This is a genomic window from Streptomyces sp. NPDC051963 (assembly GCF_044593495.1).
In the GTDB taxonomy this organism is placed as follows: Bacteria; Actinomycetota; Actinomycetes; order Streptomycetales; family Streptomycetaceae; genus Streptomyces.
In genome coordinates, this window is record NZ_JBIUCC010000009.1 from 231721 (window position 1) to 251325 (window position 19605).

A 19605-nucleotide genomic window follows, 5' to 3' on the forward strand; every position below is an offset into this window, starting at 1 on the left:
GCAGGGGCCGTCTGCTCAAAAGGGTGCGGCCGAACGGGCTCCTACTGCTCGGCGAGTGCCCTCAGCCTGCTCAGCGCGCGGTGCTGCGCCACTCGGACCGCACCGGGTGACATTCCCAACATCTGACCCGTCTCCTCCGCAGTCAACCCCACGGCGATACGGAGCAGGAGCAGCTCCCGCTGGTTCTCCGGCAGGTTGGCCAGCAGTTTCTTCGCCCACTCGGCGTCGCTGCTCAGCAGCGCGCGCTCCTCCGGGCCCAGTGAGTCGTCCGGGCGCTCCGGCATTTCGTCGGACGGAACCGCCGTGGAGCCGGGGTGGCGCATGGCCGCCCGCTGGAGGTCGGCGACCTTGTGGGCGGCGATGGCGAAGACGAAGGCCTCGAAGGGGCGACCGGTGTCCTTGTAGCGCGGAAGGGCGAGGAGGACGGCGACACAGACCTCCTGCGCAAGGTCCTCGACGAAGTGCCGGGCGTCGCCCGGAAGGCGGGACAGACGCGTGCGGCAGTAGCGCAGGGCCAGCGGATGGACATGAGCGAGCAGGTCGTGAGTGGCCTGCTCGTCCCCGTCTACGGCGCGATGAACGAGCGCTCCGATCACCGTCGTTTCGTCATCGCGCATCGGTCCATGGTGCCTTGCGGCCGTGCGGTCCGTGGCACCGCGTCCGTTGTTGTGCACCGAAGCGTTATGAGCAGGTGCGCCGGAACTCATCCCCTGCGCCCTCCCCTTTTGCTCGACCGACTCGTCCCCGAGAGACTCCACACCTCAAGGATGCGGCATCCGCGGCGAAACAAGCAGCGGTCACCCGGCGGGCCCTGTTGCCGGCCCCGCCCACCATGAGGTAGGCGGGGATTTCAGGGGCCCCGCTACGACACACCCAACACGCCTAGCGAACCAGGCCCCACCGGAAGCCGAGCGCCACGGCGTGCGCCCGGTCCGAGGCGCCGAGCTTCTTGAACAGGCGTCGGGCGTGCGTCTTGACGGTGTCCTCGGAAAGGAACAGCTCGCGACCGATCTCGGCGTTGGACCGGCCGTGGCTCATGCCCTCGAGGACCTGGATCTCACGCGCGGTGAGCGTGGGCGCGGCGCCCATCTCGGCCGAACGGAGACGGCGAGGAGCGAGGCGCCAGGTCGGGTCGGCGAGGGCCTGGGTGACCGTCGCGCGCAGCTCGGCCCGGGAGGCGTCCTTGTGGAGATAGCCCCGGGCGCCGGCGGCGACCGCGAGGGCCACGCCGTCCAGGTCCTCGGCGACGGTGAGCATGATGATGCGCGCACCCGGGTCGGCGGACAGCAGCCGCCGGACGGTCTCGACGCCGCCCAGACCGGGCATGCGTACGTCCATCAGAATCAGGTCCGAGCGGTCGGCGCCCCAGCGGCGGAGGACTTCCTCGCCGTTGGCCGCGGTCGTCACGCGCTCGACGCCGGGCACGGTCGCAACCGCTCGGCGGAGCGCCTCTCGGGCAAGCGGGGAGTCGTCGCAGACGAGGACGGATGTCATGGCCGTCCTCCGCAGCTGATGCACGTCACCTTGAGCCTCCAGGCTGGTACGAAATCGTCACCTGTGCGGTCGACCGCCTCGGACGCCTGCCCGAGCGCTGGTTGGTTCAACCGCCTCCGCACTCTCAACGACGGTCACTCGAAAGAGTTACGGGGCCGTGCGCCGTCTTCGGCACTCTACGTGAGGGGGCGGACACGGTGCAGACGCGCGCAGCAGACCCACAACGTTTCATCACAACCATGCCCCATTTAGCCCTATTTCTTCCCATCAGCTGGCGTTTGAGGCTAGATTCGCAATGAGTCATATTTTCATCTTGTTAGATCGTAGATGTACGGTCGTGGACACCGTATCCGCCCAGAACGGCTACAAGGGGTCACGTAATGGCAGATTTCTCCCGCCTTCCCGGACCGAACGCGGACCTGTGGGACTGGCAGCTGCTGGCTGCCTGTCGCGGGGTGGACAGCTCCCTCTTCTTTCATCCGGAGGGTGAGCGCGGTGCGGCGCGGAGTGCTCGCGAGAACTCGGCCAAGGAGGTCTGCATGAGGTGCCCGGTCCGCGCGCAGTGCGCGGCACACGCCCTGGCGGTGCGCGAGCCGTACGGCGTGTGGGGCGGCCTGACCGAGGACGAGCGCGAAGAACTCATGGGGCGGGCACGCAACCGACTGGTGTCGGCATCACCGGCCGGCGGCCACGCCTCATCAAGCGGCTGACCACTCTGAAGGAACGTTTCTGCACAACTTCTGCACAAGTGCAGCCCGCACAACCCGGCACGCGCACGCGTGCCCCTACCTCTTGACCGCCCGCGCAAGCTGCTCAAGCGTCGCCGCCACCGCAGGCACCTGCGCGAGGTCGGGCAGCGTGAGCGCGACGATCTCCCGCCGGACCGCCGGTTCCAGCGTCACCGTGCGCGCCCCCCTGGGCCGTACGGACTCGATGGCGAGCTGGGGCAGGACGGCGACGCCCAGACCCGCGCCCACCAGGCCGACCACCGCCGGATAGTCGTCGGTCGCGAAGTCGATGCGGGGTGTGAAGCCCGCACCCTCGCACACCTCGACCAACTGGCCGCGGCAGCGCGGGCAGCCCGCGATCCAGGGCTCGGCGGCGAGTTCACCGATGGCGACGGAGTCCGCGCGCCCGAGCCGGTGGCGTTCCGGCACCAGCGCGACGAGCCGGTCGCGCAGCAGCGGTCGTACGACGAGGTCGTCCCACTCACCGGCGCCCGCCGCGCCCTCGTAGCGGAAGGCGAGGGCGATGTCGCAGTCGCCCTCGCGCAGCATCTCGACGGAGCGCGGCGGTTCGGCCTCCTCCAGGGAGACACGGGTGCCGGGGTGGGCGGCGCGCAGCGCGGCGAGGGCGGTGGGGACGAGGGTGGAACTGCCGCTGGGGAAGGAGACCAGGCGGACGCGGCCCGCGCGCAGGCCGGCGATCGCGGCGACCTCCTCCTCGGCGGCGGTGAGTCCGGCGAGGATGCCGGAGGCGTGCCGGACGAGGGCGTCGCCGGCCTGGGTCAGGCGCATCTCGCGGCCGGTGCGGATCAGCAGGGGGGTGCCGACCGACGCCTCCAGGGCCTTCATCTGCTGGCTCACCGCGGGCTGGGTGCAGCCCAGTTCACGGCCGGCCGCGGAGAAGGAACCGGTGGCGGCCACGGCGCGCAGGACTCGGAGATGACGGGCCTCGATCACCTCTTGAGCATAAGTGATCCTTGGACAAGGTGCCGAATACCCCGTCGACACTTTGGGTCCCGGTCGCCTAGCGTGCCGTCATGAAGATTCTGTCTGTGAATCTGGGCCGTCCGAAGTCCGTGCCGTACACGGACCAGGCGGAGGGCGTGACCGGAATCGACAAGCGGCCGGTGGACGGGCCGGTGCGGGTGGCGGCGCCCGGGCCCAAGGGAGTCGGGGCGAGCGGGGTGGCCGGGGACGCCGTGTGCGAGACCCGCCACCACGGCGGCGACGACCAGGCCGTCTACGCGGTGGCGCGCGAGGATCTCGACGACTGGGAACGGGAGTTGGGGCACCCGCTGGGCAACGGCGCCTTCGGCGAGAACCTCACGACGGTGGGCCTGGACGTGTCCGGGGCACTGATCGGTGAGCGCTGGCGCATCGGCGCCGAACTGGTGCTGGAGGTCACCTGCGGGCGGATTCCCTGCGAGACCTTCCAGGCCCACATGGGTGAGCGAAGGTGGGTGAAACGGTTCACGGCGAAGGGGGCGCCGGGCGCGTATCTGCGGGTGATCGAGCCCGGGGAGATCCGTGCGGGCGACCCGGTCGAGATCGTGCACCGGCCGGATCACGACGTGACCGTCGCCGTGCAGTTCCGGGCGGTGACGACCGAGCGGGAGCTGCTGCCCCGGTTGCTCGCGGCGGGCGCGGCCCTCCATCCGGAGTCGCTGGACAAGGCACGGACGTACGTGGAGAAGTACGGGGCCTGACGTGCTCTCACCGGCCTGTCCTTCGCCTGCGCTTCACCTTCCGGGAGGGGCTGTGCAGAGAGCGGACGGACATGCCCCGGGTGTTTAACCTTGCGCCATGACAACGGCTCTCATCACCGGATCCACCGCGGGCATCGGCGCCGCGTTCGCGCGGCGGCTGGCGGCCGACGGGCACAACCTCGTCCTGGTCGCGCGGGACACCAAGCGGCTCGCGGAGCAGGCGACGGAACTGCACGACCGGCACGGCATCGAGGCCGAGGTGCTGGCGGCCGACCTCGCCGAGGACGCCGGCATCGACGCGGTGGCCGCCCGACTCGCCGACCGCAAGAACTCCGTCGACCTGCTGATCAACAACGCGGGCTTCGGCAACAAGGGCCGCTATCTCGACGTATCCCTGGCCGACGAGCTGAAGATGCTCAAGGTGCACTGCGAGGCCGTGCTGCGGCTGACCTCCGCCGCTACGGAGGCGATGCGGGACCGCGGGCGGGGCGGTGTCGTCAACGTCGCCTCGGTCGCCGCCTTCGTGCCGCGCGGTACGTACGGGGCGTCCAAGGCGTGGGTCGTGCAGTTCACGCAGGGCGCGGCGCGTGATCTGGCGGGCAGCGGTGTGCGGTTGATGGCTCTCTGCCCCGGCTTCGTCCGTACGGAGTTCCATCAGCGGGCCGGGATGGGCACGGACAACGTTCCTGGCTGGATGTGGCTGGACGCCGACAAGCTGGTGACGTCGGCCCTCGCCGACCTGGCGCGGGGCAAGACGCTGTCGATTCCCGACCCCAGGTACAAGGTGCTGATGGGCATGGCGAAGGTGGCGCCGCGGGGGTTGCTCGGTGGGGTCACCTCGAAGTCGGGGCGCAAGTACGGGCCGCAGTAGGGCGCGCGTTCGCGCAACCGGAGGAGAATGGAGCTGTTCCACCGGACCTTCGGGGGACGGAGGCGGCGCCATGACGTTCGTACAGCTCATCGACTGCAGGACGAGCCGGTTCGACGAGATGAACCGGCTGATGGACACATGGGTCGAGCAGACCAAGGGGAAGCGGACCGCGACGCACAGTGTGATCGGCAAGGACCGGTCCGACGCGTCGCACTTCATCGAGATCGTGGAGTTCCCGTCGTACGAGGAGGCGATGCGGAACTCGAATCTGCCGGAGACCGACAAGGTGTTCCGGGAGATGGTCGCCCTCTGCGACGAGATGCCGACGTTCACGGATCTGGACGTGGTGCGCGACGAGCAGTTGTACGCGACCACCGCGCGGCGCTTCTTCGACATGGTGGCGGGGAAGGCCGATGCGCCCACGTTCAACGACGTGCTCATCGAGGACTACCACGACCACGATCCGAGCAACCCGCAGGACGTCATCGGGCTCGACGCGATCCGGCGTGAGGTGGAGATGTGGCGGGGTGGCTTCGACTTCTCGTTCACCGTCGAGGACCAGGTGGCCCAGGACGACCGGGTGTGCACCCGGTGGACGTGGAACGGCCTGCACAAGGGCGACTTCCTCGGGATCGCGGCCACCGGCAAGCGGATGTCCATGACCGGGACGACCATCCACCGGTGCACGGGGGACGGGAAGATCGCCGAGGGCTGGTGGCAGTACGACCGGCTGGGGCTGATGGAGCAGTTGGGCGCGCTGGACACACTGGAGCAGTAGGGCAACGCGAAGGCCCGGCACCCATGGGGTGCCGGGCCTCGGTGCTGACGTACGTCAGTGGGAGTGGCCGTGGCCGTGGCCCGCGGCGGCCGGCTCCTCCTCTTCCTTCTTCTCGACGACCAGGGTCTCGGTCGTGAGGAGGAGGGAGGCGATGGAGGCGGCGTTCTCCAGGGCGGAGCGGGTGACCTTGACCGGGTCGATGACGCCGGCCTTGACCAGGTCGCCGTACTCGCCGGTGGCGGCGTTGAAGCCCTGGCCCTTGTCGAGCTCCGCGACCTTGGCGGTGATGACGTAGCCCTCAAGGCCCGCGTTCTCGGCGATCCAGCGCAGCGGCTCGACGACCGCGCGGCGGACGACCGCGACACCGGTGGCCTCGTCGCCGGTCTTGTCGAGGTTGCCCTCGAGGACCTTGGCGGCGTGGACCAGCGCGGAGCCACCACCGGAGACGATGCCCTCCTCGACCGCGGCGCGGGTCGCGGAGATGGCGTCCTCCAGACGGTGCTTCTTCTCCTTCAGCTCCACCTCGGTGGCGGCGCCGACCTTGATCACGCACACGCCGCCGGCCAGCTTCGCGAGGCGCTCCTGGAGCTTCTCGCGGTCCCAGTCGGAGTCCGTGGCCTCGATCTCGGCCTTGATCTGCGCGACGCGTCCGGCGACGCCGCCCTTCTCACCGGCACCGTCGACGATCGTGGTGTCGTCCTTGGTGACGGTGACGCGGCGGGCGGAGCCGAGGACGTCCAGACCGGCCTGGTCGAGCTTGAGGCCGACCTCCTCGGAGATGACCGTGGCGCCGGTGAGGACCGCCATGTCCTCCAGCATCGCCTTGCGGCGGTCGCCGAAGCCGGGGGCCTTGACGGCCACCGCGTTGAAGGTGCCGCGGATCTTGTTCACGACGAGGGTGGAGAGGGCCTCGCCCTCCACGTCCTCGGCGATGATCAGCAGCGGCTTGGAGGAGTTGGACTGGATGACCTTCTCCAGCAGCGGCAACAGGTCCTGGATGGAGGAGACCTTGCCCTGGTTGATCAGGATGTACGGGTCGTCGAGGACGGCCTCCATACGCTCCTGGTCGGACACCATGTACGGCGACAGGTAGCCCTTGTCGAAGGCCATGCCCTCGGTGAAGTCCAGCTCCAGACCGAAGGTGTTGGACTCCTCGACGGTGATGACGCCGTCCTTGCCGACCTTGTCCATCGCCTCGGCGATCAGCTCGCCGACCTGCTGGTCCTGGGCGGACAGCGCGGCGACCGCGGCGATGTCGGACTTCTCCTCGATCGGACGGGCGGTCGCGAGCAGCTCCTCGGAGACCGCGGCGACAGCGGCGTCGATGCCCTTCTTCAGGGCGGCCGGGGAGGCGCCGGCGGCGACGTTCTTCAGGCCCTCGCGGACCAGCGCCTGGGCGAGCACGGTGGCGGTGGTGGTGCCGTCACCAGCGATGTCGTTGGTCTTGGTCGCCACCTCCTTCACCAGCTGGGCACCGAGGTTCTCGTACGGGTCCTCGATCTCGACCTCGCGGGCGATCGTGACACCGTCGTTGGTGATCGTAGGGGCGCCGAACTTCTTGTCGATGACGACGTTGCGGCCCTTGGGGCCGATCGTCACCTTGACCGTGTCGGCAAGCTTGTTGACGCCGCGCTCGAGGGCGCGACGGGCGTCCTCGTCGAACTTCAGGATCTTCGCCATGGGAGCGTGAGCCCTCTCGGGAATCTAGGTGAAATTAGCCGCGCCCCTGGCACCCGGCTCATTACGTCGCGGGGGGCCAGGGGCGCAGCTCAAAGCAATTTGCTTCGAAGTGGATTACTTCTCGATGATCGCGAGCACGTCGCGAGCCGAGAGGACGAGGTACTCCTCGCCGTTGTACTTCACTTCGGTGCCGCCGTACTTGCTGTACAGCACGATGTCGCCGACGGCGACGTCGAGCGGAAGACGGTTACCGTCCTCGAAACGGCCCGGGCCCACCGCAAGGACGACGCCCTCCTGGGGCTTCTCCTTCGCGGTGTCCGGGATGACCAGGCCAGAGGCCGTGGTCTGCTCGGCGTCGAGCGGCTGGACCACAATGCGGTCCTCGAGCGGCTTGATGGCAACCTTGGAGCTGGCGGTCGTCACGATCCGACCTCCCCCTTCGGAGATCTCACGGGGTTAACTGTCTGAGGTGGCGACCAGGTGGATCCGTCGTCGCGGGTGCCGGACCTGCCCGTCGCGTGTTGGCACTCTCCAGTGGGGAGTGCCAGAGCCGAGACTATGACCGGGATTAGCACTCGGTCAAGCGGAGTGCCAATGCCTGCGGCGCGTCGGCGGGTTTCCTGTGTACGTCCGCTGCCTGGAACCCGGCGTTTGCGCCTCCTGGGGGCTGCGCCCCCAGACCCCCGCTTCGGCCTGAACGGCCTCGTCCTCAAACGCCGGACGGGCTGGGATGCCTGGACCGGCATCGAGAAGCGGCCGCCCCTGAACAGGGTGGTCCCGCTACAGGTAATCCTCCAAGCGCCCCACCGACAGCCCCGCCTCCGCCACCCTGTGCAGCAGTTCCTCCGTTCGCTCCCACAGGGGTGGGCCGGTGGGGTCGTCGGGGGCGATCAGGATGATGTCGCCGGGGTGCAGGGGGGCGGCGTCGGTGTCGGTGGAGGTCCAGAGGACCACGGAGGAGAGGCCGCAGTCGGCGGCTGCGCGCAGGGTCGTCGTGTCGTAGCGGCCGTGGGGCGGGCGGAAGAGGCGGGGGCGGATGCCGAAGCGGGACTTGAGTTTGTCCTGCTGGCCGCAGATCTCGGCGCGCTGGCCGGCGTAGGGCAGGCCGGGCAGGGCGGCGTGGTCGAGGGTGTGGTTCTGGATGCTCGCGCCGACCGACTGGAGGCGCGCGAAGTGGCCGTAGCCCGGGCCAACGACGCTGTCCGTGAGGAACATGCTGACGGGGAGGCGCCGTTCGCGGACCAGGTCGACGAGGTGGGGGTCCTTCTCCGCGCCGTCGTCGTAGGTCAGGAAGACGACCTTGTCCCTGGTCCGGACCCGGTCCACCACGGGCGCCGGACTCCGGTCCGCCCCGGGGCCGTGCAGGCTCACCCGGCCGGCCGCCTTCATGCCGAGGCGTTCGATGGGGTCGACGGACTGGGCGCAGCCGGTGAGCAGCGCGGCGGTCAGCGCGAGCGCCCCGGCCGCCCGCAGCCTCACAGGTAGTCCTCCAGCCGTGCCACCGCGTACCCCTTCGCCGTGACCTTCTCCAGGAACCGTCGGACCATGTCGGGCATCGTGCCCTTCCAGTCCTCCTTGCCGCGGAAGTGGCTGAGCACGATGTCGCCGGGATGCAGGTCCCGGTCCCACTCGCGGTACTCCCAGTGGTCGGCGAAGACCTCCTCGTTCCAGAGCGGCGCGTACTTGATGCCGCAGGCCCGCGCGGCGTACAGGGTGTCCGCGTTGTAGTTGCCGTAGGGCGGGCGGAAGAGGACCGGGCGTTTGCCGTAGTGCTTCTCGATCACGTTCTGCATGCCGCAGATCTCGCGCTTCTGGCGGTAGTACGACAGGCCCGGGAGGTAGGGGTGGTGGAGGGTGTGGTTGTTCAGGGCCACGCCCTCCCGCTGCATGCGCTTGAAGTAGGTGTAGTCCTCCTTCACCAGGTAGTCGCTGAGGAACGCGGTGTACGGGATCCGCAGCTCGCGCATCATGCGCAGGAACGCCGGGTCCTTCTCGGCTCCGTCGTCGATGGTGAGGAAGACGACCCGCTGCTTGGTCGGGATCGTGGTGAAGATCGGGGGGAGGTCCTCATGGCCGTCCACCTCGAAGCCCTCGCGGGTCTCGATCTTCGGTTTCGTGACCGGCGGCGGTGGGGCCGTCAGGGGGACCTTGGACAGGCCCCAGCGTTTCGCGGCGGCGACGCGGGCGGCCTGCAGTGCGGCGCGCTTGGCGCGCTGGTCATGGGCCTTGGCGCCGGGTGCCTCGCGTGGCTGCTGGCCGGCGGCGGGCGGTGCCGTGGAGGCGTCGTCCGCGCAGCCCGAGGCGATGGCCGTGGCGGCGAGCACGGCGATTCCGGCACGGATCCGCCGCTTCCGATACGCCCCACATTTGTCATTTTGTACGACTACTCGCATGGGGTCGGATCCTCCCAGCCACCCGCCCCGAACCCGGGCCGACACCGCCGCGACGCGTGCACCATCCACCGACTGGCCCACAATGAACCGGTGAACGACCTCGCCCCTCTCCTCACCCCCGAAGGCCGCGCCCTCCTCGACGAGGTGCGCGGCACCGACCCCGCGCAGGAGCTCGCCGTCGCCACCCGGCTGCGCCGTGAGCACCCGGCCGAGCTGGTGTCGGCGGCGCTCGGACAGGCGCGGCTGCGGCAGCGGGCGGTGGCGAAGTTCGGGGCCGAGGACGCCGGGCGGATGTTCTTCACGCCGAACGGGGTCGAGCAGTCGACCCGGGCGAGCGTGGCGACGTATCGGGCCGAGCGCTTCGGGGCGATGGGGATCCGGTCGGTCGCGGACCTGTGCTGCGGTATCGGCGGTGACGCGATCGCGTTCGCCCGCGCCGGGATCCGGGTGCTGGCCGTCGACCGTGATCCGCTGACCTGCGAGGTGGCCCGCGCCAACGCGGCCGCCCTCGGCCTCGCCGACCTCATCGAGGTGCGCGAGACGGACGTCACGGAGGTCGACACGGCCGGGTACGACGCCGTGTTCGTCGACCCCGCCCGGCGTGGCGGCCGGGGCCGGATCTTCGATCCCGAGGCCTACTCGCCGCCCCTGTCCTGGGCGGTCGCCACGGCCCTCAAGGCACCTCGCGCCGCCCTGAAGATCGCGCCCGGAATCCCCCATGACGCCATCCCGTCGGAGGCCGGGGCCGAGTGGATCTCGGACGGCGGGGACGTGAAGGAGGCCGTGCTGTGGTTCGGCACGGAGCCGGGCGCGGTACGCGCGACGCTGCTGCCGGGGCCGCGGACCCTCCTCGGAAGGGGGCTGCCGGATCCCCGGGTCCGGCCCGTCGGGCGGTACTTGTACGAGCCCGACGGCGCCGTCATCCGCGCCCATCTGGTCGCGGAGGTCGCCGAGGACCTGGAGGGCGGCCTGATCGACCCCACCATCGCGTACATCACCGCCGACGACCATCACGTGACCCCCTACGCGACGGCGTACGAGATCACCGATCAACTCCCCTTCAACGTGAAGAAGTTGAAGGCGCTGCTGCGGGAGCGGGGGGTCGGGACGCTGACCGTGAAGAAGCGGGGGTCGGCCGTGGAACCGGAGGAGCTGCGCAAGAAGGTCAAGCCGCAGGGACCGGGCGCCGCCACGGTGTTCCTCACCCGGGTCGCGGGGGCGCCGACCATGCTCGTCGGCGCCCCCCCACGGCCGCCTGCTACTGCCGGTGGACCGTCTTGAGCGGGTCCAGATGGGGGTCGGCGCCGACCGGGCCGGTCCGGGCCACAGTGGCGGGCTGACCGCCGTTCATACGGGCCGAGAAGGTGCTCGCCTGCGCGCTCGTGGGCACCACGCCGTTGTAGAAGTCGCGGTACACGAACTGGGTGCCGCTCGCGCTGATCGAGGAGCCCGCCGTGTTCAGCGCGCCCACGGTGACCGAGGCGGTGGGACCGAACGCGACCGCGGTGTTCGTGCTCGCGGATTCACGCAGCAGGTAGCTCTTGGTCTCGTCCGACAGGGCGGGACGTGAGGTCCACAGGACGGGCCCGAAGATGTTCATCGCCCCTGCGGCGGACAGGCCGTCGCGCCAGGCGCCGGCGTAGGCGAGGGCCACGTTGCTCGGCGCCGTCCACCAGAACTTGGCTACGGCAACCGACAGCGCCGCGTCGGTGGTTCCCGTGATCGGGTAGTAGTAGTACGTCGACGGCCACCTGGAGAAGCCGGTGTGGGTCAGCGCGTACTTGGCGTCCGAACCGACCGTGATGACCATGGTCTTGTCGGGGTTCAGGCTGTTGAGATACGACTTCACGGACGCGCTCATCGTCCTGCCGCTGGTGAGCACCAGGCTGCCCGCGCTGCCCGTTCCGTCGGCGCCGGCCGCGGCGGCGGCCGGGAGGGCGGCGCGGTAGTCGGTGCCCGAGGCCAGGAACACGTACTTCGGGGCGCCGCTGACGACCTTCGCCACCTTGACCGACGTCTCGTAGCGGTCGGTGCCGGACACCCGCTTGGGGACGTAGCCGAGCGTCCGCAGCTGGGCGGCGACGTTGCTGCTGAGGATGGAGGTGCCGCCGACGAGGTACACATTGGCGTTCGGCTTCAGCGCCCGCTTCAGCTCGTTCTTCACGGCCGTGGACAGCCCGCTCTTCGGGGTCGTGAGCACCGGCCCCTGCTTCTTGCCGGCCAGGGCGGGCGCGGTGAGCGAGTACGCCGCGTCGTCCTGGTTGACCAGCACGGCCGCCTTGGCGTCCAGCAGGCCGGGCACGCTGGTGCCGACCTTGTTCCAGGTCCAGCGGGAGGAGGCGACGTTGGTGTTGTAGGCGTCGCTGCCCCAGACCCGGCCGGTGGTGTTCTTGCGCAGCGGCTGCCAGCTCGGGTTGCTGCCCTGCGGAGTGCTCGGCACCCGGGTGAGCTCACCGGTGGCCAGGTCGACGTACTCGGTGGTGTGTACGTCGTCGCTGTTCGGCGAGGTGTGGGCGTCGAAGACGATCCGCTCGCCGGTGGGCGACCAGGACGGGTTGGCGTACCTGCGGGGGCCGTAGGTGTGCTGTTGGACGTCGGTGCCGTCGGCGTTCGCCGTGAGGATCTGCGGGTTGCCCTCGGCATCCTTGCGGACGAAGGCCAGCTTGGTGCCGTCGGGCGAGAAGGCGGGCTGCTCGGCGTTGGCCAGGACGCGCTTGAGCGTGTTCGTGGTCCCGTCGTAGGAGTAGATCCACGCGCTGTCGGAGCAGCCGTTGATACGACGGGAGAAGGCGACCAGGCCGGACGGGCTCACCGTGGGGTCCTCGTCGCAGACCTGGGCCGGCTCCAGGGCGTTGGACAGCAGCGGGACGGGTGCCCACGAGCCGTCGGAGGGCCCGTAGGCGAGCTGGCCGCCGGAGGCGAAGACGACGTAGCGGCCGCCCCACCAGAACGCGAGGTCCTCGTACGCGGCACTGGACCGCATGCCCTCCGCCCAGGGCAGGGTGATCTTGGCGGAGCCGCTGGGCCGGACGCTGGAGATCTGGCCCGCGGCGGTGACCAGACGGCTGCCGTCCGGCGCCCAGGCGGCGTGGTCCCCGAAGGTGCCCGGGATCTGGCTGCCCTGTCCCGTGGCCGGGTCGACGAGTACCGGGCCGTCGGTGAGGATCTTGCCCTCGGTGCCCGGCCAGGGTCCTGCCTCGTCGGCGGTGGCGCCCGGCGCGGTGGCCAGGGTGCCCACGGCGGCGAGCACCGCCGAGGTCGCGAGCGCCGCGGCACGGCGGCGCGTGAACATTCTCAAGGTCGATCCCCCCATGGATCTTCACAGCCTCTGCACAGAGGCCGAGTCACTGTAGTGGGCAACGAGCCCTGGAGGGAACAGAGTTACGAGTGAACAGATGTGTGCGATCAGATTACGGACGGCACTCTTCCGCCCGGGCCAGCAGCAGCTCCCGCTCGCGTTCGTTGCGCGCGAGACCGGCCGCCCGTACGAACTCCTCGCGGGCCTGCGCCGTACGCCCCAGGCGGGCCAGCAGGTCGCCGCGGACGCTGGGCAGCAAGTGGTAGTCGCGCAGGGCGGGTTCGGCGGCCAAGGCGTCGACGATGGCGAGCGCCGGCTCCGGGCCGTCCGCCATCGATACGGCGACCGCGCGGTTGAGTTCGACGACCGGGGAGGGGGCGCGGGCGGCGAGCAGGCCGTACAGCGTGGCGATCGTGCGCCAGTCGGTCTCCTCGTAGGTGTACGCGTGCGCATGGCAGGCGGCGATCGCGGCCTGGAGGGCGTACGGACCGGGGGTGCCGGTGCCCGTGGCGTCCGCGCGGCCCAGCGCGGTGATGCCGCGGGCGATGAGGGGGCGGTTCCAGCGGCCGCGGTTCTGGTCCTTGAGCAGGACGGGCGCGCCGTCCGGACCGGTGCGCGCGGCCATACGGGACGCCTGGAACTCCAACAGCGAGGCCACCCCGTGCACTTCGGGCTCCTTGGGCATCAGGCCGGCCAGCTGCCGGGCCAGCCGGAGCGCATCCTCGCACAGGGACGGGCGCAGCCAGTCGTCGCCGGCCGTGGCGGCGTAACCCTCGTTGAAGATCAGGTAGATGACATCGAGGACCGAGCCGAGCCGGGCCTCGCGGTCCGGGCCGTACGGCACCTCGAAGGCGACGTTCCTCGTGGCGAGCGTGCGTTTCGCACGGACGATGCGCTGGGCGACGGTGGCCTCGGGGACGAGGAACGCACGGGCGATCTCGGGCGTGGTCAGGCCCCCGAGAAGGCGCAGGGTGAGGGCGATACGGGCCTCGGCGGACAGGACCGGGTGGCAGGCGGTGAAGACCAGACGGAGCAGGTCGTCGTCGATGTCGTCGGGGTGCGCGGGCTCCTCGGGCTCGACCACCGTCGACAGGTCCCGGCCGATCTCCGCCAGCTTGCGGGCGTAGTTCTCCTTGCGGCGGATCAGGTCGACGGCACGGTGCCTGGCGGTCGCCATCAGCCAGGCGCCCGGGTTGTCCGGGACCCCGTCCCGCGGCCACTGCTCCAGCGCGGCGACCAGCGCGTCCTGGGCCAGCTCCTCCGCGATGCCGACGTCGCGGACGATACGGGCGACGGCGGCGATCACGCGGGGCGACTCGATACGGAAAACGGTCTCGACGGTGGCGCGCGGGTCGGCGGAGGGCTGCGAGCTGCTCACAGCCCCCCATTGGACACCCGTACCGCCGCGCCACCAAAGACCGGAGGCTCAGCCCTCCATGATCTCCCGGACCTCGCAGGTCACCGTCCAGAAGTCCTCGTGCACCTTCAGGAACCGCTTGGTCCACTCCAGCGCCTCGGCCAGGTCCTTGCACTGCGTGATCGCATACCCGCCGACGGCCTCCTTGGTCTCGGTGAACGGACCGTCGGTCACGGAGATCTTCCCGCCCTCCCAGTGCACCCGGGTGCCCTGCGCGGTGGGTGTCAGCCCCGCGGTGTCGAGCATCACCCCGGCCTTGGTCATCTCCTCGATCAACTCCCCCATCCGCTGCATCAACTCCGGGCTGGGGCCTCCGGCCGCCTGGCCCTCTTCGATCTTCACCAGCGACAGGTAGCGGGGCATGGTGACTCCTCGGGGTCGAACGAGCCGGGTCCTTCCCGGCCTCTCAACCCTGTGTCGATCGGGAGACGGCCGGATCGACATGCTCGCCGAATTTCTTCGAGGAATCTTCTCCGGCGGGCTCTGCGGCATACGTTTCGGCCGACCGACGTGCTCCGACCGCCGACACCCTCACCGCAACGACTCCCACAACTCCCCCGCCTCCGGCTCCTCGGCCACCACCCGGTTGGCGTTCGAGGGGGCTGTCACCACCGGCATGGTCACGGTCGTCGTGTCGTCGGCCGAGAGGCCCTTCAGGCTCTGGCCCAGTGAGATGAGTTCGGTCAGTGAGTCCAGGCCGGTGTCCGTGGTGAGGCTGGCGGTCACGGCGTCGGCGACGGAGTAGAGGCGGGTGGGGCTGATGTCGGAGAGCTGGTCCAGCAGGGCCTTCACCAGGGTCTGTTGGAGGCCGATGCGGCCGAGGTCGCTGCCGTCGCCGATGCCGTGCCGGGTGCGGGCGAGGGCCAGGGCCTGTTCGCCGTCGAGGTGGTGGGTGCCGGCTGCCAGGGTCAGGTGGCTGTCCTCGTCGTCGATGTCCTCGTCCGTGGTGACGGTGACCCCGCCGAGCGCGTCCACCAGCTTTGCGAAGCCGGAGAAGTCGATCTCGATGTAGTGGTCCATGCGGACGTTCGTCATCGACTCGACGGTCTTCACGGCGCAGGCCGGACCGCCCACCGCGTACGCGCTGTTGAACATCACGCCGTACGCCTCCTCCGTCGACTCCCCGGACGACAGCGGGCAGGACGGCCGGGTGACGAGCGTGTCGCGCGGGATGCTGACGACGGTGGCCTCGGTGCGGCCGGCGTCGAGGTGGACGACCATCGCCGTGTCGGAGCGGGCGCCGCCGCTGTCACCGCCGCCGAGTTTCTGGTTCTCCTCGCCCTCTCGCGAGTCCGAGCCCAGGACCAGGATGTTCAGGGCCTCGGTGGGCAGCGGGGACGCGGACACCGAACCGTCGGGCGTCGTCATCGACTTGGCCGGTCGGTCGTCGCCGAGCGCGCTGTCGATGTCGACGCTCTTGATGTTGTCGTTGAGATGCCAGTAGACCCAGCCCGTCCCTGCGGCGCCGAGCGCCAGGAGCCCGGCCACGGCGAAGCCGACGGCCTTCAGCGGGCCGGACCGCCGGCGTATGTGTCTGTCGGTTCCCCCGTTGTCGTCCCCGTGCTCGTCTTCTCCAGTCACGGAGAGGAACGTAAGTCCGAATTATTACGGGGAACGCCTCCGGGGCCGTTTTCTGCGGAAAATCTAAGACTTCTCAGCCCTGCCTCAGCCCGCAGGCACCGTAGACACCGGATTCGAGGCGGATCCGCGGCGGATCCAAGGTCCGACCATCGGGCATTCGAAAGTTTCGGGCGCGCTACCGACTCGCTTCGGAGGGCGCCGCCGTACTGCTGCGCACCACCAGGCTGGTCGCCAGCTCCACCCGCGTCGCCGTCGACGCCCCGTCCTCGCGCGCGAGATCGAGGACGAGCCTGGCCGCCGCCTCGGCCATCTCGGTCAGCGGCTGTCGTACGGTCGTCAGCGGCGGCCCCACCCAGCGCGCCACCGGCAGATCGTCGAACCCGACGACGCTCAGGTCCTCCGGGATGCGCAGCCCCAGTTCGCGCGCCGCCTCGTACAGGCCGAGCGCCTGGAGGTCGTTGCCGGCGAAGACCGCGGTGGGCCGGTCGGGGGCGCGCAGCAGTTCCAGGCCGCGCCGGTAGCCCGCCTCGTGATGGAAGTCGCCGTTCTTGATCAGCTCGGGGTCGACCGGCAGCCCGGCGGTCTCCAGCGCCGCCCGGTAACCGTCCACCCGGGCGCGGCTGCACATCATCCGGGACGGTCCGCTGATCGCGCCGATCCGGGTGTGCCCCAGCTCGACGAGATGGCGCGTGGCGGCAAGCCCGCCCTGCCAGTTGGTGGCGCCGATGGACGGCACGTCGGCGCCCGGGTCGCCCGCCGGGTCCATCACCACGAACGGGATGGAGCGGCTGGTCAGCAGAGCACGCTGGGACTCGTCGAGGCCGGACAGCACGAGGATCACGCCGTGCGGGCGGCGGGCGGCGACCTGGTCGGCCCAGGTGCGGCCGGGCGTGAGCCGACCGGCGCTCTCGCTCAGCACCACGCTCAGCCCGGCGTCCCGCGCCACGTTCTCCACACCCCGGATGACCTCCATCGCCCACGCGCTCTCCAGTTCGTGGAAGACGAGGTCGATCAGGGGGGAGCGGCTCGCCTCGGCACGGCGGCGCCGGTAGCCGTGGGCGCGCAGCAGTTCCTCGACGCGGGTGCGGGTCGACGGGGCGACATCGGCCCGGCCGTTGAGGACCTTCGAAACAGTCGGCGCGGACACGCCGGCCTCGCGGGCGATCTCGGCGAGCGTCGCGGTCTGCGTCGAGCGTCCTGCCGTCCTGGTTTGAGCGGGCTCGGAGGGTGTCATGGCGGCGATCGTATCCCTGCACCCCCTCTTGACGAACCCTTCCGAGCGCCATAGCGTCCCGGAACATTCGATATGCGCATCGAAACATTCGTGAGACACCCGACAGGAGTTTCATGACCACCGCCCCCTGGCGCGACCCCGCCCTGCCCGCCGCCGCCCGCGTCGACGACCTCCTTGCCCGGATGACCCTGGAGGAGAAGACCGCCCAGCTGTACGGCGTCTGGGTGGGCGCCGCCACGGACGGCGACGGAGTCGCCCCGCACCAGCACGACATGACCTTGGGCTCCGCCGACGATTTCGTCGAGCTGATCACCCACGGCCTGGGCCAGCTCACCCGCTCCTACGGCACCGCCCCCGTGGACCCGGCGTTGGGCGCGCAGGCACTGGCCCGCGCCCAGCGCCGGATCAGCGCGGCCGGCCGCTTCGGCATCCCGGCCGTCGCCCACGAGGAGTGCCTCGCCGGCTTCACGGCCTGGGGCGCGACGGCCTACCCGGTCCCCCTCGCCTGGGGCGCGACCTTCGACCCGCCCCTGGTCGAGGAGATGGCCCGCCACATCGGCCGCGACCTCCGCGCGGCCGGCGTCCACCAGGGCCTCGCGCCCGTCCTGGACGTCGTACGCGATCCGCGCTGGGGCCGGGTCGAGGAGACGATCGGCGAGGACCCGTACCTGGTCGGCACGGTCGGCGCCGCCTACGTCCGGGGCCTGGAGTCGGCCGGGATCGTCGCCACGCTCAAGCACTTCGCCGGGTACGCCTCCTCGGTGGGCGCCCGCAATCAGGCCCCCGTGCGGGCGGGCGTCCGCGAGATCGCGGACGTGATCCTCCCGCCCTTCGAGATGGCGCTGCGCGAGGGCGGAGCCCGCTCGGTGATGGCGGCCTACAACGAGACGGACGGCGTCCCGGCCTCCGCGGACACCGCCCTGCTGACCGAACTCCTGCGGCAGGACTGGGGGTTCACCGGCACGGTCGTCTCCGACTACTTCGGCATCACCTTCCTCGAGACCCTGCACCGGGTCGCGGGCTCCCCCGCCGAGGCGGCGCACGCGGCGCTCGCCGCGGGCATCGACGTGGAGCTGCCGACGCTGAAGTGCTACGGCCGTCCGCTGCCGGAGGCGGTGCGGAAGGGCCGCGTCCCGGAGGAGCTGGTGGACCGGGCGGCCCGCCGCGTCCTGCTCCAGAAGTGCGAACTCGGTCTCCTGGACGCCGACTGGAACCCGGAGCCGAACGGCCCGATCGACCTCGACTCGACGGCCAACCGTGCCCTCGCCCGCCGGCTGGCCGAGGAGTCGGTGGTCCTGCTGGACAACCCGGACGGCGTGCTGCCGCTGGCCCCGGACGCGCGGATCGCGGTCGTGGGCCCGAGGGCGGCGGACGCGCTGGCGATGCTCGGCTGCTACTCGTTCCCGTCCCATGTGCTGACGCACCACCCCGAGGTCCCGATGGGCATCGAGATCCCACCGGTCCTCCAGGCCCTGCGCGACGAACTCCCGGACGCCAAGGTGACGTTCGCGGAGGGCTGCGACACCTCGGACCCGGACACCGCGGGCTTCGAGGAGGCGGTGGCCCGGGCATCCGAGGCGGATGTGTGCGTGGCGGTACTCGGCGACCGGGCGGGCCTCTTCGGCCGCGGCACGTCGGGCGAGGGCTGCGATGTGACGGACCTCCGACTACCAGGCGTACAGGGTGAATTGCTCGACGCACTGATCGGGACGGGCGTCCCGGTGGTCCTCGTCCTCCTCACCGGCCGCCCCTACGCGCTCGGCCGCTGGCACGGGCGACTGGGCGCCACCGTCCAGGCGTTCTTCCCCGGAGAGGAGGGCGGCCCGGCGGTGGCGGGAGTGCTGTCGGGCCGCGTCAACCCCTCCGGCCGGCTCCCGGTGAGCGTCCCCCACCTGCCCGGCGGCCAGCCGTGGACCTACCTCCAGCCACCGCTGGGCCTGGCCGGCGAGGTCAGCAACCTGGACCCGACACCCCTGTACCCCTTCGGCCACGGCCGCTCGTACACGACGTTCACCTGGGAGTCCTTCGAGGACACCCGACCGACCATCGACACGGACGGCTCCTACGACATCTCAGTCCTCGTCCGCAACACGGGCGACCGCGCGGGCACGGAGGTCGTCCAGCTCTACCTGCACGACCCGGTGGCCTCCGTGACCCGCCCCGACGTCCGCCTGATCGGCTACCGACGACTGGACCTGGCACCGGGAGACGCGGCACGCGTGACATTCCACTTCCACACGGACCTGTCATCCTTCACCGACCGCTCCGGCCAAAGGGTCGTCGAACCGGGCGCACTGGAACTGCGCCTGGGCCCATCCAGCGCACACACACGGCACGCGGCACACCTACAACTGACGGGCCCAAAACGCACACTCGGCCCCGACCGACGGCTTCGGTGCGAGACGACGGTGGAGTGAAGAGGACAACC

The 19605-nt window shown here is 70.5% G+C and carries 18 protein-coding genes; 6 read left to right on the forward strand and 12 right to left on the reverse strand.

Annotation, left to right across the window (positions count from 1 at the left end; genetic code table 11):
* Positions 1-41 precede the first annotated feature (41 nt).
* Both ACIHFB_RS35390 and ACIHFB_RS35395 read right to left on the reverse strand, forming a co-directional pair.
* Positions 42-617 carry a sigma-70 family RNA polymerase sigma factor gene (locus ACIHFB_RS35390; RefSeq protein WP_060901477.1) on the reverse strand — a complete coding sequence of 192 codons (576 nt, stop codon included), beginning with the start codon at positions 615-617 and terminating at the stop codon, positions 42-44.
* A gap of 265 nt (positions 618-882) precedes the next feature.
* Positions 883-1494, reverse strand: a complete 612-nt coding sequence (locus ACIHFB_RS35395) for a response regulator transcription factor (RefSeq protein ID WP_003948568.1) — start codon at positions 1492-1494, stop codon at positions 883-885.
* 380 nt (positions 1495-1874) lie between these two features.
* On the opposite strand from ACIHFB_RS35395, the gene ACIHFB_RS35400 reads away from it, so the two are divergent.
* Positions 1875-2204 (forward strand): WhiB family transcriptional regulator, encoded by a 330-nt coding sequence (locus ACIHFB_RS35400; protein ID WP_365280952.1) that lies wholly within the window; start codon positions 1875-1877, stop codon positions 2202-2204.
* A gap of 75 nt (positions 2205-2279) precedes the next feature.
* On the opposite strand, the gene ACIHFB_RS35405 is transcribed toward ACIHFB_RS35400, so the two are convergent.
* Positions 2280-3176: a LysR family transcriptional regulator gene (locus tag ACIHFB_RS35405; RefSeq protein ID WP_400129058.1), complete on the reverse strand. Its 897-nt coding sequence runs from the start codon at positions 3174-3176 to the stop codon at positions 2280-2282.
* 80 nt (positions 3177-3256) lie between these two features.
* Here ACIHFB_RS35405 and ACIHFB_RS35410 point away from each other — a divergent pair, with 80 nt between their 5' ends.
* The 3 genes from ACIHFB_RS35410 (at position 3257) to ACIHFB_RS35420 (ending at position 5574) form a co-directional block, all read left to right on the forward strand.
* Entirely contained in the window at positions 3257-3925 is a 669-nt protein-coding gene (locus ACIHFB_RS35410) for an MOSC domain-containing protein (RefSeq protein WP_400129059.1), read from the forward strand.
* Positions 3926-4022: 97 nt separating this feature from the next.
* Positions 4023-4796: an SDR family oxidoreductase gene (locus tag ACIHFB_RS35415; protein ID WP_365280960.1), complete on the forward strand. Its 774-nt coding sequence runs from the start codon at positions 4023-4025 to the stop codon at positions 4794-4796.
* A gap of 70 nt (positions 4797-4866) precedes the next feature.
* Positions 4867-5574 (forward strand): ester cyclase, encoded by a 708-nt coding sequence (locus ACIHFB_RS35420; RefSeq protein ID WP_400129060.1) that lies wholly within the window; start codon positions 4867-4869, stop codon positions 5572-5574.
* A gap of 54 nt (positions 5575-5628) precedes the next feature.
* Here ACIHFB_RS35420 and groL read toward each other — a convergent pair whose 3' ends face one another.
* The 4 genes from groL to ACIHFB_RS35440 form a co-directional block, all read right to left on the reverse strand.
* Positions 5629-7254, reverse strand: coding sequence for a chaperonin GroEL (groL, locus tag ACIHFB_RS35425; RefSeq protein ID WP_365280965.1), 1626 nt, complete (start codon positions 7252-7254; stop codon positions 5629-5631).
* A 114-nt stretch (positions 7255-7368) separates the two neighbouring features.
* Positions 7369-7677 (reverse strand): co-chaperone GroES, encoded by a 309-nt coding sequence (gene groES / locus ACIHFB_RS35430; protein ID WP_004927089.1) that lies wholly within the window; start codon positions 7675-7677, stop codon positions 7369-7371.
* A gap of 357 nt (positions 7678-8034) precedes the next feature.
* A complete protein-coding gene (locus ACIHFB_RS35435; RefSeq protein ID WP_365280969.1) occupies positions 8035-8733 on the reverse strand; it encodes a polysaccharide deacetylase family protein in 699 nt (232 codons plus the stop codon).
* Positions 8730-9647: a polysaccharide deacetylase family protein gene (locus tag ACIHFB_RS35440; RefSeq protein ID WP_365280972.1), complete on the reverse strand. Its 918-nt coding sequence runs from the start codon at positions 9645-9647 to the stop codon at positions 8730-8732. Before ACIHFB_RS35440 ends, ACIHFB_RS35435 begins: the two co-directional genes overlap by 4 nt.
* A 90-nt stretch (positions 9648-9737) precedes the next feature.
* Between ACIHFB_RS35440 and ACIHFB_RS35445 the strand changes: the two genes are divergently transcribed.
* Complete coding sequence (locus ACIHFB_RS35445) at positions 9738-10928, forward strand: methyltransferase domain-containing protein (protein ID WP_400129061.1); 1191 nt, start codon at positions 9738-9740, stop codon at positions 10926-10928.
* Here ACIHFB_RS35445 and ACIHFB_RS35450 read toward each other — a convergent pair.
* From ACIHFB_RS35450 to ACIHFB_RS35470, 5 genes are all read right to left on the reverse strand, one after another.
* Entirely contained in the window at positions 10906-12939 is a 2034-nt protein-coding gene (locus ACIHFB_RS35450; protein ID WP_400129183.1) for a cell wall-binding repeat-containing protein, read from the reverse strand. The genes ACIHFB_RS35445 and ACIHFB_RS35450 overlap by 23 nt on opposite strands.
* Positions 12940-13057: 118 nt before the next feature.
* Positions 13058-14323: a sigma-70 family RNA polymerase sigma factor gene (locus ACIHFB_RS35455; protein ID WP_365280978.1), complete on the reverse strand. Its 1266-nt coding sequence runs from the start codon at positions 14321-14323 to the stop codon at positions 13058-13060.
* A gap of 48 nt (positions 14324-14371) precedes the next feature.
* Positions 14372-14725, reverse strand: coding sequence for a YciI family protein (locus ACIHFB_RS35460; protein ID WP_365280981.1), 354 nt, complete (start codon positions 14723-14725; stop codon positions 14372-14374).
* Positions 14726-14893: 168 nt separating this feature from the next.
* The gene (locus ACIHFB_RS35465) at positions 14894-15943 is read right to left on the reverse strand and encodes an LCP family protein (protein ID WP_400129062.1); all 1050 of its coding nucleotides are present in this window, start codon (positions 15941-15943) and stop codon (positions 14894-14896) included.
* A gap of 175 nt (positions 15944-16118) precedes the next feature.
* Positions 16119-17177 carry a LacI family DNA-binding transcriptional regulator gene (locus tag ACIHFB_RS35470; RefSeq protein ID WP_365280987.1) on the reverse strand — a complete coding sequence of 353 codons (1059 nt, stop codon included), beginning with the start codon at positions 17175-17177 and terminating at the stop codon, positions 16119-16121.
* A gap of 113 nt (positions 17178-17290) precedes the next feature.
* On the opposite strand from ACIHFB_RS35470, the gene ACIHFB_RS35475 reads away from it, so the two are divergent.
* Positions 17291-19594, forward strand: a complete 2304-nt coding sequence (locus tag ACIHFB_RS35475) for a glycoside hydrolase family 3 N-terminal domain-containing protein (protein WP_400129063.1) — start codon at positions 17291-17293, stop codon at positions 19592-19594.
* The last annotated feature ends 11 nt before the right edge of the window (positions 19595-19605 follow it).